Origin of the sequence: Pseudomonas sp. NPDC088429 (genome assembly GCF_044753305.1) — a bacterium.
GTDB classification, from domain to species: Bacteria; Pseudomonadota; Gammaproteobacteria; order Pseudomonadales; family Pseudomonadaceae; genus Aquipseudomonas; species Aquipseudomonas rustica.
Genome location: NZ_JBIVMX010000067.1, coordinates 17,331 through 29,352, shown reverse-complemented (window position 1 = coordinate 29,352; position 12,022 = coordinate 17,331). Strand labels below are relative to the sequence as shown.

At 59.7% G+C, this 12,022-nt stretch carries 11 protein-coding genes; 10 read left to right on the top strand and 1 reads right to left on the bottom strand.

All coding sequences use genetic code 11. The annotated features are described in order from the left end of the window. The 8 genes from minD to ACIP66_RS24110 form a co-directional block, all read left to right on the top strand. The coding region (gene minD / locus ACIP66_RS24145; RefSeq protein WP_400651448.1) for a septum site-determining protein MinD at window positions 1-790 on the top strand (790 nt) is incomplete at its 5' end. Continuing rightward, the gene (gene minE, locus ACIP66_RS24140; RefSeq protein WP_003223146.1) at window positions 790-1,044 is read left to right on the top strand and encodes a cell division topological specificity factor MinE; all 255 of its coding nucleotides are present in this window, start codon (window positions 790-792) and stop codon (window positions 1,042-1,044) included. The genes minD and minE, both read left to right, overlap by 1 nt. A gap of 175 nt (window positions 1,045-1,219) precedes the next feature. Then, a complete protein-coding gene (locus ACIP66_RS24135) occupies window positions 1,220-1,855 on the top strand; it encodes an RluA family pseudouridine synthase (RefSeq protein ID WP_400651444.1) in 636 nt (211 codons plus the stop codon). Between the two features lie 45 nt (window positions 1,856-1,900). Next, window positions 1,901-3,001 carry a hypothetical protein gene (locus ACIP66_RS24130; protein WP_400651441.1) on the top strand — a complete coding sequence of 367 codons (1,101 nt, stop codon included), beginning with the start codon at window positions 1,901-1,903 and terminating at the stop codon, window positions 2,999-3,001. 156 nt (window positions 3,002-3,157) lie between these two features. After that, on the top strand, window positions 3,158-4,447 hold the full coding sequence (locus ACIP66_RS24125; protein ID WP_282357441.1) for a M18 family aminopeptidase: 1,290 nt from the start codon (window positions 3,158-3,160) through the stop codon (window positions 4,445-4,447). Window positions 4,448-4,605: 158 nt separating this feature from the next. Continuing rightward, window positions 4,606-4,782, top strand: a complete 177-nt coding sequence (locus ACIP66_RS24120) for a hypothetical protein (protein WP_172680090.1) — start codon at window positions 4,606-4,608, stop codon at window positions 4,780-4,782. A 75-nt stretch (window positions 4,783-4,857) separates the two neighbouring features. After that, the gene (locus tag ACIP66_RS24115) at window positions 4,858-7,011 is read left to right on the top strand and encodes a mechanosensitive ion channel family protein (protein WP_212544298.1); all 2,154 of its coding nucleotides are present in this window, start codon (window positions 4,858-4,860) and stop codon (window positions 7,009-7,011) included. A 65-nt stretch (window positions 7,012-7,076) separates the two neighbouring features. Then, entirely contained in the window at window positions 7,077-8,411 is a 1,335-nt protein-coding gene (locus tag ACIP66_RS24110) for an amidohydrolase (protein WP_400651436.1), read from the top strand. A 537-nt stretch (window positions 8,412-8,948) separates the two neighbouring features. On the opposite strand, the gene ACIP66_RS24105 is transcribed toward ACIP66_RS24110, so the two are convergent. After that, window positions 8,949-9,662, bottom strand: a complete 714-nt coding sequence (locus ACIP66_RS24105; RefSeq protein ID WP_201227334.1) for a UTRA domain-containing protein — start codon at window positions 9,660-9,662, stop codon at window positions 8,949-8,951. A 352-nt stretch (window positions 9,663-10,014) separates the two neighbouring features. Between ACIP66_RS24105 and ACIP66_RS24100 the strand changes: the two genes are divergently transcribed. Then, entirely contained in the window at window positions 10,015-11,082 is a 1,068-nt protein-coding gene (locus ACIP66_RS24100) for an ABC transporter substrate-binding protein (protein WP_400651433.1), read from the top strand. A 133-nt stretch (window positions 11,083-11,215) separates the two neighbouring features. After that, on the top strand, window positions 11,216-12,022 hold the full coding sequence (locus ACIP66_RS24095) for an alkaline phosphatase family protein (RefSeq protein WP_282357454.1): 807 nt from the start codon (window positions 11,216-11,218) through the stop codon (window positions 12,020-12,022).

The following is a 12,022-nucleotide window of genomic DNA, read 5'->3' as shown; positions in this document are numbered from 1 at the left end:
ATCCGGCAAGGGTGGTGTGGGTAAGTCCACCACCAGCGCCGCTATCGGTACCGGCCTCGCTCTGCGCGGCCACAAAACAGTGATCGTCGACTACCAAGTGGGCTTGCGTAACCTTTTGTTGATCATGGGTTGCGAGCGCCGCGTGGTGTATGACTTCGTCAACGTGGTCAACGGCGAAGCCAACCTGCAACAGGCGCTCATCAAAGACAAGCGCCTGGAAAACCTCTACGTGCTGGCCGCCAGCCAGACCCGCGACAAAGACGCGCTGACCGTCGAAGGCGTGGATATAGTCCTGATGGAGCTCAAGGAACAATTTGAGTTCGTCGTCTGCGACTCCCCGGCGGGCATCGAGAAAGGCGCGCACCTGGCCATGTACTTCGCTGATGAAGCGATCGTCGTGACCAACCCGGAAGTGTCCTCGGTACGAGATTCGGACCGCATGCTCGGCCTGCTGGCGAGCAAATCGCGTCGCGCCGAACGTGGCGAAGACCCGATCAAGGAACACCTGCTGATCACTCGCTACCATCCAGAGCGTGTGGAAAAGGGCGAGATGCTGGGCGTTGAAGACGTCAAGGAAATCCTCTCGGTCACCCTGCTCGGCGTGATCCCGGAATCCCAGGCGGTGCTCAAGGCATCCAACCAGGGCGTACCGGTGATTCTCGACGACCAGAGCGATGCCGGTCAGGCTTACAGCGATACCGTCGACCGTTTGCTGGGCAAAGAAAAAGCCCACCGTTTCCTCGATGTCGAGAAGAAGGGATTCTTCGAGCGCCTGTTTGGAGGTAGGTAATGAACCTTTTTGACTTCTTTCGTGCCAACAAAAAGCCAAGTACCGCCTCGGTAGCGAAAGAGCGTCTACAGATCATCGTGGCGCATGAGCGCGGCCAGCGCAGCACGCCGGATTACCTGCCAGCCTTGCAGAAGGAACTGGTCGACGTGATCCGCAAGTACGTCAACATCGGCAACGACGACGTACATGTTGCACTGGAAAGCCAGGGCAGTTGCTCGATTCTGGAACTCAACATCACCCTGCCCGATCGCTGAGTCGATTGGGTAGTCGCTACGGCGGCTCGGGCTGTTGATGCTCGTGTAGGCGCTGCCGAAGGCTGCGATCTTTTGATTTTGTTTTTGACAATCAAAAGATCGCAGCCTTCGGCAGCTCCTACAGGGTTATCAGCAGTCCCGAGCCGCCGTTGGCATTTGTTACGAGGCTGTTTTAATGCCGTTGTCCAACATCCACATCATCCATCAGGACGCCGCTGTACTGGTGGTGAACAAACCGACGTTGCTGCTCTCGGTGCCCGGTCGCGCCGACGACAACAAGGATTGCCTGATTACCCGTCTGCAGGAAAACGGCTACCCGGAAGCGCGCATCGTCCATCGTCTGGACTGGGAAACCTCCGGCATCATTCTGCTGGCCCGTGACGCCGACACGCATCGCGAACTGTCGCGCCAGTTTCATGACCGCGAAACCGAAAAGGCCTACACCGCGTTGGCCTGGGGTCAGCCGGAACTGGACAGCGGCAGCATCGATTTGCCCCTGCGCTACGACCCGCCGACCAAGCCGCGCCATGTGGTCGATCACGAGTTCGGCAAACATGCGCTGACCTTCTGGCGCGTGCTGGAACGTTGTGGCGACTGGTGCCGCGTCGAGTTGACGCCGATCACTGGCCGTTCGCACCAGTTGCGCGTACACATGCTGTCCATCGGTCATCCGCTGCTGGGTGACGGACTCTACGCCCATGAACAAGCCTTGGCCGCCTGGCCGCGTCTGTGTTTGCACGCGAGAATGTTGAGCTTCACCCATCCCCAGACCGGCGAACGCTTGCGCTTCGAATGCCCGGCACCGTTTTAAGGACTGCTTGATCAGCAGTCCTGCTTTTAAGGATTTTTGTTTCGGATGAGTTGCATTGATTCCCTCGCCACCCCCCTGAAAAAAACCCGCCAGCAGTTGTTGTACCTGATTTATGGCAATCAGGATGTCTACCGCCGCGAGGCCAAGTTCAGCATCCTCACCGTGTTGTCCCAGGCGAAAAACGGCCAGCTCCCGGCGATCAGGATTCTCACTGATCGCCCGCAAGATTACGCCGGCTGGCCGGTCGACACGGTGTTCCTCGATGAAGCCACGCTGACGCGCTGGCAAGGCACGAATGGCTACCACCATCGCCGCAAGGCCTGCGCCATCGCCGCCGGCATGCAATGGGCGGAGAAGACGCTGTTCGTCGACACTGACACGCTGTTCACCGATCATCCCAGCCGTCTGCTCGATGCCATCGGGCAGGATTGCTCGGTCATGGATCGCTTCGAGTACGACTGGAAAGACGTGCACCTGCGCAGCGACTATCTGAAGCTTGCGCGCGACCTCAGTGCGTATGGCGTGACGCCGGACAACGGCTTCAAGCTCTACAACAGCGGCCTGTGCGGCGTCACCGAAAACGATCTGGATCTGTTCGAAGAGTCGATCCGCATGATCGATCAATGCACGGTTGGCGGCTTCAAGATCCATACCATCGAGCAGATCGCGTTGTCGTATGCCCTGCGTGAACGCCGGGTCGTGGAAGCGCGGAAACACGTCTACCACTACTTCGCCGAAAAGCGTTTTTTCCATGCGATGCAGACGTACTTCTTCTCCCAGCATGGCGAAACGTTCAGTCAGCGACTGGTGGATCTGTGCCGCGACGTGCCGCGAGTCAAACCGTTCCCGTCGGCCTGGCAGCGCCTGAAAATCAAATGGAAACTGCGCCACCAGAGCGGCGCCTTGCGCAAGGTCGGTCGAGACTTGTTGTATGGCAGCGCTGCACCGGATGATCCGTACTACAGCGCCTGCCGCCATGAGTGGTGGGAATGTGCGTCGCGGGAGATTCTGCGCTGGGACGAGAGCCGGCAGAAAAAGCTCCTGAGCCAGAGCCGCTGGCCAAAACAGCTGCCACGCCCGGACAAGCCGGAAGACGAGAAAGTCATCATGCGCTACCTGAAAAAACGCGTGCTCCCGACGAACTGAGATCCTTCCCCTGTAGGAGCTGCGGCACGCTGCGATCTTTTGATTCTGCTTTTTTGAAATCAAAATCAAAAGATCGCAGCGTGCCGCAGCTCCTACAGGGATCGAATTCCCCTCCCGATGCGTTAAACTCCCGGCCATTGCTGTCTGGAGCTTGTTATGCGCGAAGAGTTGAACCAAGGCCTGATCGACTTCCTCAAGGCCTCCCCTACCCCGTTCCACGCCACCGCCAGTCTTGTGCAACGTCTGGAGGCCGCCGGTTTTGTGCGCCTCGACGAACGCGAGCCGTGGACCACCGAGCCTAACGGCCGCTATTACGTTACTCGTAATGACTCCTCGATCGTCGCGATCAAGATGGGCCGCACCTCGCCGCTGCACGGTGGCATCCGTCTGGTTGGCGCGCACACCGACAGCCCGTGCCTGCGCGTCAAACCGCAGCCGGAACTGCAGCGTCAGGGCTTCTGGCAACTGGGCGTTGAAGTGTATGGCGGCGCACTGCTGGCGCCGTGGTTCGACCGCGATCTGTCGCTGGCCGGCCGCGTCACTTTCCGCCGCGACGGCAAAGTCGAAAGCCAACTGATCGACTTCAAGGCGCCGATCGCGATCATTCCCAACCTGGCCATTCACCTCAACCGTGAAGCCAATCAGGGCTGGGCGATCAACGCGCAGACCGAGCTGCCGCCAATCCTTGCGCAATTCGCTGGGGACGAACGCGTCGATTTCCGCGCCGTGCTCACCGATCAACTGGCCCGCGAACACGGCTTGAACGCCGACGTCGTGCTCGATTACGAGCTGAGCTTCTACGACACACAAAGTGCTGCAGTGATTGGCCTGAACGGCGACTTCATTGCCGGCGCGCGTCTCGACAACCTGTTGTCGTGCTATGCCGGTCTGCAAGCGCTACTGACTGCCGAAACCGACGAAACTTGCGTGCTGGTCTGCAACGATCACGAAGAAGTCGGCTCCTGCTCGGCCTGCGGCGCTGACGGCCCGATGCTCGAACAAACCCTGCGCCGTCTGCTGCCGGAAGGTGACGAGTTCGTTCGCACCATCCAGAAATCCCTGCTGGTCTCGGCCGACAACGCCCACGGCGTGCACCCCAACTACGCCGACAAGCACGACGCCAACCACGGCCCGAAACTCAACGCCGGCCCGGTGATCAAGGTCAACAGCAACCAGCGCTACGCCACCAACAGCGAAACCGCCGGTTTCTTCCGCCATCTGTGCATGGCCGAAGAAGTGCCGGTGCAAAGCTTCGTGGTGCGCAGCGACATGGGCTGCGGCTCGACCATCGGCCCGATCACCGCCAGCCACCTTGGTGTGCGTACTGTCGATATCGGCCTGCCGACCTTCGCCATGCACTCGATCCGCGAACTGTGCGGCAGCCACGACCTGGCGCATCTGGTGAAAGTGCTGAGCGCGTTTTACGCCTGCCAGGAACTCCCGTAACCCCCCTGTAGGAGCTGCCGCAGGCTGCGATCTTTTGATCCTGTTTTTCAAAAGACAAGATCAAAAGATCGCAGCCTGCGGCAGCTCCTACACAGATCAATACAATGCCCCTAAAAGCCACCTAGACTTTAATCATCCCTTTCGACAAGGCTGTCTCCATGATCACGATGTCTTCGTTTCACGCCATGCTCATTCCGATCCTGTGCGGAATGCTCCTGCTGGCCATCGGCTTCAACTTCCGCGACAAGAATGCCGGTGTCTTCGCCATGTGGGTCGGCATGCTGTTGATCCTCGCCACCGTGGTTTACAAGATCCTCGCCAAACTCAACGAATAACCGCGCACCGGCTCGCATTGCAGCAGGCGGGCTCGTACACTCGTTCGATCCGCCCATTGCGAGGTTGACCGCCTAGTGTTTGCTCGTCTTTTTGCTTTACCCAGTCTGTTCCTCGTCTGCCTGATGACGCTGCTGCCGCTGGCGCCTGCCCAGGCGGTCGGTCTGCCCGGCCTGCTCAACACCAACAAGGCCCAGCCCGAAGCGCAGGAACCCCTCGGTCAATCCCTCGACGAAGTCATCAAGTCGCTGGAAAACGACAAGCAACGCGCGCAACTGCTCACCGACCTGAAAAAGCTGCGCGACGCCACGAAAAAAGCCCAGACCACGCCGGAAGAAGGCGTGCTCGGCCTGATCGGCGGCACCCTCGCCAATTTCGAAAAACAATTCACCGGCGCTGACAGCCCGCTCAATCGCTGGTCTGCCGAGTTCGATCTGGCCAAAGATGAATTCAGCGCCTTGATGATGCCGGCCAGCGAATGGCTGCCGGTGATCTTCGGTTTCGCCATGATTCTGATGGTCTGGAGCCTGCTCGCCGCTGCGCTGATCTGGCTCAGTCACCGCGTGCGCATGCGTTTCGGCCTCACTGAAGAACTGCCGCAACACCCCAAAGCCCTCGACATGCTGCGCTTCGCCCTGCGCAAACTCGGGCCGTGGCTGATCGCTTTGGTCATCACCGTCTACATGAGTTACGCCTTGCCTTCCTCGCTGGGCAAAAGTCTGGCGATGGTGCTGGCGTATGCCTTGGTGGTCGGCACCTGTTTCTCGGCGATCTGCGTGATTGCTTTCTCCCTGCTCGACGGCCCGCACCGCCATCGCGCGCTGTACATCCTGCGTCATCAGGCGTTCCGGCCGTTGTGGCTGATCGGCAGCTTCGCCGCGTTCGGTGAAGCGCTGAATGATCCGCGTCTGATCGAAAGCCTCGGCGTGCATCTGGCCCACACCGCCGCGACCGTCGCCAACGTCCTCGCTGCAATTTCAACCGGCCTGTTCATTCTGCGGTTCCGCCGACCGATTGCGCACCTGATCCGCAACCAGCCCCTGTCGCGACGCCTGACCCGCCGCGCGCTCAGCGACACCATCGATATCCTCGGTACCTTCTGGTACGTCCCGGCGCTGGTGCTGGTGGGGATTTCGCTGTTCGCGACGTTCTTCTCCGCCGGCGACACCAGCACTGCTTTACGCCAATCAATGATCTGCACGGTGTTGCTGGTGTTGTGCATGGTGATCAACGGCCTGGTGCGTCGCCACTCGCTGAAACCGCAGCGCGGGGCCAAACGTCATGCGCTGTATTCGGAACGACTGAAAAACTTCTTCTATACCCTCGCTCATCTGCTGGTGTGGCTGGCGTTTATCGAGTTGGGTCTGCGGGTGTGGGGCAAGTCGCTGATCACTTTCGCAGAAGGCGACGGGCATGACGTCAGCGTCAAACTGTTCAGCCTCGCTGGCACGCTGCTGTTTGCCTGGCTGATCTGGATTCTCTCCGACACCGCCGTGCACCATGCCCTCACCCGCTCGCGCAAAGGCCTGGCCAATGCCCGCGCGCAAACGATGATGCCGCTGATCCGCAACGTGCTGTTCGTGGCGATTTTCATCATCGCGCTGATCGTCGCGCTGGCGAACATGGGCATGAACGTTACGCCACTGCTGGCCGGTGCCGGTGTGATCGGTCTGGCCATCGGTTTCGGTGCGCAGTCGCTGGTTGCCGACCTGATCACCGGCCTGTTCATCATCATCGAAGACTCACTGGCCATCGATGACTACGTCGACGTCGGCGGCCACCTCGGCACCGTCGAAGGCCTGACCATCCGCACCGTGCGCCTGCGCGACATCGACGGCATTGTCCACACGATCCCGTTCAGTGAAATCAAAAGCATCAAGAACTACTCCCGCGAATTCGGCTACGCGATCTTCCGCGTCGCGGTGCCGTACAACATGGAAATCGACGACGCGATCAAACTAATGCGCGACGTCGGCCAGAAGATGCGCACCGATCCCCTGCAACGCCGCAATATCTGGTCGCCGCTGGAAATTCAGGGTGTCGAGAGTTTTGAGTCCGGCAGCGCGATTCTGCGTGCACGGTTCAAGACGGCGCCGATCAAACAGTGGGAAGTGTCGCGGGCATTCAACTTGTCGCTGAAGCGACATCTGGATGAAGCCGGACTGGATCTGGCCACCCCACGCATGAGCGTACAAGTGATCACTGCCGGCGGTGGCGAGCCTAAGGAATAGCACTCAGGCGCGCAGTTGCAGTCACAGGCAGGGAAGCCCAAAAACAATAACCAAGGAGAAACCCGATGCAACTGACCCGCATTGCCCAGGCCGTTCTACTCACCCTGTTCGCCTGTCACGCCGGCGCCGCCACCATGGAAAGCACGCGCACGCAGATCGCCGAGCAGGCGCAAAAACTCGAACCGGAACTACTGGAAACCCGCCGCGACATCCACGCCCACCCCGAACTCGGCAACACTGAAAAGCGCACGTCGGAACTGGTCGCCAAACAACTCAAAGCGATGGGCCTGGAAGTCAAAACCGGCGTGGCGCGCACGGGCGTGGTCGCCGTCCTCAAAGGCGCCCTGCCCGGCCCGACCGTTGCCCTGCGCGCCGACATGGACGCGCTGCCGGTCAAGGAAGTCTCCGACCTGCCATTCGCTTCGAAAGCCAAAGGCACCTACCTCGACAAAGAAGTCGACGTGATGCACGCCTGCGGCCACGACGCCCACACCGCGATCCTGCTCAGCACGGCGAAAATTCTGACCGGCATGCGCGACACCCTGCCCGGCACCGTGGTGTTCTACTTCCAGCCCGCCGAAGAAGGCCCGAGCGACTTCATCCCCGACGGCAAAAATACCTGGGGCGCGAAAATGATGGTCGAGGAAGGCGTGATGAAATCACCGAAACCCGACGCCGTCTTCGGCCTGCACGTCTGGGCCGGCGTCCCCGCCGGCCAGATCACCTACCGCCCCGGCCCGACCCTCGCCAGCTCCGACGACCTGCGCATCAAAATCCTCGGCAAACAAACCCACGCCGGCCGCCCATGGGACGGCATCGACCCGATCACCGTCGGCGCACAAACCATCGTCGGCCTGCAAACCGTGGTCAGCCGCCGCACCGACATCTCGTCGTTTCCATCGGTGGTCAGCATCGGCACCATCAACGGCGGGACGCGCTACAACATCATTCCCGAATCGGTCGACATGACCGGGACGATCCGCTCATACGACTACGGCATCCGCCAGAAACTCCACGCCGACGTACGCCAGACCGTCGAAAAAATCGCCGAAAGCGGCGGTGCCAAAGCGGACGTCACCATCATCGAAAAATACGACCCGACCATCAACAACCCGGCACTCACGGAAAAAATGCTGCCGACGTTGAAGTGGGCGGCCAAGGATGACGTGGTGCAAGGGCCGCTGGTGGGCGGGGCTGAGGACTTCTCGTTCTTTGCCAAAGAAGCGCCGGGGCTGTTCGTGTTTCTTGGCGTGACGCCGCGGGATCAAGACATGAGCAAAGCCGCGCCGAATCATAATCCAGGGTTCTTTGTCGATGAGTCAGCGCTGGTGGTTGGCGTGAGGACACTGGCCTCGTTGGCGACGGATTATTTGTATGCCAACGCGCAGACAGACAAGTAAAGAGGCGGTGACTGTGGGGGCGCTTTCGCGAGCGGGCTCGCTCCCACAATTGGATCGTGTGCAGCCTGTCAGAAAAAGGGCGCCTGTAAGGGCGCTATCGCGAGCAGGCTCACTCCTACAATTGGATTGAGTACATCCACAGTAAACAGGTCGGCTGTCAGGCCGCCTTCGCGAGCAAGCTCTGCTCCTACAAAAGCAAAAGCCGAGCGCGCCATGCTTCTCACCACTCAATAGGCCGAGTGTCAGCTCGCCTGCTTTTGATCTTGATCTTGATCTTGATCTTGATCTTAGAGCCCGTCGGGAGGCTGAGTGGAGGGATTCATACGGGGAAAGCATCGAGAGGAGGTGCAGCGAAGCAAACCGTAGGCGATGCCCCCGGATGAACCCGGAACGAAGGAATCCGAGCCTTAGCGAGGGCCGGACGTCAGGGCACAGACCTTTTGGTCACTTTTGGGGCGTTTGCCAAAAGTGACCCGCCGTAAGGGCGGAACCATAATCAGCAACACCCGCAGCAACGGATATGCCCCCAAAAAACGATCAAACAACGTCGACCCCCACATGAATCGCATCATGCCGCCAAAACTCCAGATCACAATCAATCAACCGCTCATGCTGATCATAATTAACCCGAGCAATCCGTAACCCCGGACTCCCCACCGACACCCGCAAAGCCGCCGCCGCATCCACCGACAAAGACGTCGGCACAATCTCAAAGCGCACCCGCCCATAGTGCAAATCGTAATGCCGCGCATACAACTCAGTAATCGACTGATTCAAATCAAACTCAAGAATCCCCGGAAAAAACTGCGGATTCAAATAGTGCTCCACATACAACACCAACCGCCCGTCAATCCGCCGCGACCGGCAAATCTGAATCACGCTGGACAGCGCCGGCAACTGCAACCACGCACACACCGCCGCTGACGCCGGTTGCAGCCGCGCCGAAATCACCTCGGTCGAAGGCTCACGCCCCTGCGCACTGACCATCGCGTGAAAGTGACTGCGTTGCATCAGGTTATAGGCCAGACGCGGCGGCGAAACGAACCAGCCACGCCGCTCCTCGCGATAAATCTGCCCCTGTGCCTCCAACTGCAACAACGCCTCACGCACAGTAATCCGCGTGGTGCCAAACAACTCACTGAGCTTGCGTTCAGCCGGCAACTTACTGCCCGCCGCCAACAAGCCGTGGTCGAGCTGCTCCTGCAACACCTGGCCAATGGCTGTCACCGCTTTTGTTGCCTCATCACGCATCAACGTTACCTATCTGGACTAGACCAGCACTGTTTCGGGGCAAAACCGCACGGTGATCAAACCCGTTTCGCGGTGTTGCAAGCCTAGGCAGTACACATGACCGATAGATGACAAAACTACCGAACGGTCATCCTCACGACTTGCAATACATCGGCCAAGTCCCTTGCCCTCCGGGCCTTTGCGCATGGTCTACGCTTATCGGGCACCTGCCGATATAGGCCAGATAAAAGGCCTGGCGCGAGGCCACCGACATCAAAGTGTCATCCAGCCCCCTTAAATTGGCTCAGGTATTGCTGACCTAGACCAACAACCACCGCAATCGCAGCGTTGAACACGACCAAGGAGCTTCGGAATGAAACAGCTTTTCCTGGCAACACTGTTAGGCTCGACCATTGCACTGTGCACCTCCGCCATGGCGGCCGGCACCGATCTGAAAACCCTCGAAGCCGCTGCGAAAGCGGAAGGCGCCGTCAACAGCGTCGGCATGCCCGATGACTGGGCCAACTGGAAAGGCACCTGGGAAGACCTGGCCAAAACCTACGGCCTGAAACACATCGACACCGACATGAGCTCGGCTCAGGAAATCGCCAAGTTTGCGGCGGAAAAGGATAACGCCACCGCTGACATCGGCGACGTCGGCGCCGCGTTCGGCCCGATCGCGGTCAAGCAAGGCGTGGTGCAACCGTACAAGCCAAGCACCTGGGATCAAGTCCCGGACTGGGCCAAGGACAAGGACGGCAACTGGGCACTGGCCTACACCGGCACCATCGCCTTCATCATCAACAAAAAGTTGCTGCACGGTTCCGAAGTACCGACCAAATGGGCTGACCTCAAGGGCGGCAAATACAAGGTCTCCATCGGTGACGTAAGCACCGCCGCCCAGGCCGCCAACGGCGTACTCGCTGCGGCACTGGCCAACGGTGGCGACGAGAAAAACATCAAACCTGCGCTGCTGTTGTTTGCCGACATTGCCAAGCAAGGTCGCCTGTCGATGGCTAACCCGACCATCGCCACCATGGAAAAAGGCGAGATCGAAGTCGGTGTGGTCTGGGACTTCAACGGCCTGAGCTACAAAGCCAAGATGGCCAACCCGGATGATTACGTGGTGTTGATCCCGTCCGACGGTTCGGTGATTTCCGGCTACACCACGATCATCAACAAGTACGCGAAAAACCCGAACGCCGCCAAGCTGACCCGCGAATACATCTTCAGCGACGCCGGCCAGACCAACCTCGCTCGCGGCAACGCGCGTCCGATCCGCGCCGAGCACCTGCAACTGCCGGAAGACGTGAAGGCCAAACTGCTGCCAAACGAGCAGTACAAAAAGGTCACCCCGATCAAAGACGCCGACGCCTGGGAAAAGACCTCCAAAGCCCTGCCACAGCAGTGGAACGAAGAAGTCATCGTCGAGATGAAGTAATCCTTCATCTGTAGGAGCTGCCGCAGGCTGCGATCTTTTGATCTTGCCCTTTAAAAGCAACATCAAAAGATCGCAGCCTGCGGCAGCTCCTACAGGGGTCGGTTCCAGTTTTGTTTTCGGAGTTTTTGCCCCTATGAAGCACAACGTCATCCTTGTCGTGCTCGACGGTCTCAACTACGAGGTCGCGCGCCACGCCATGGGGCATCTGCAGGCTTATGTTGGCGCAGGACGCGCCGCGCTCTACCAGTTGGAGTGCGAGCTGCCGGCCCTGTCCCGACCGCTTTATGAATGCATCCTCACCGGCGTGCCGCCGATCGACAGCGGCATCGTCCACAACAACGTTTCGCGCCTGTCCAATCAGCGCAGCATTTATCACTACGCCCGCGATGCCGGTCTGAAAACCGCTGCCGCGGCGTATCACTGGGTCAGCGAGCTGTACAACCGCTCGCCGTTCGTGGCTGCCCGCGACCGGCACACCGACAATCTGTCGCTGCCGATCCAGCACGGGCATTTCTACTGGAACGATCACTATCCGGATTCGCACCTGTTCGCCGACGCGGAAAACCTGCGCCTGCGCCACGATCCGAACTTCCTGCTGATCCACCCGATGAACATCGACGACGCCGGGCACAAGCACGGCCTCGACTCTTCGCAGTACCGCAACAGTGCGCGCTCGGCCGACATCATCCTCGCCGACTATTTGCAGAGCTGGCTCGACGCGGGTTATCAAGTGCTGGTGACCGCCGACCACGGCATGAACAACGACCGCTCCCACAACGGCCTGCTGCCGGAAGAGCGTCAAGTGCCGCTTTTCGTCCTCGGCGACGCGTTCAGCTTCAGCGCTGATGCCGCGCCGAAGCAGACGGAAATCTGCGGCACTGTCTGCGAACTGCTCGGCGTGCCCCACGACAAACCTGTGTGCCGGGAGCTGCTCAAGTGA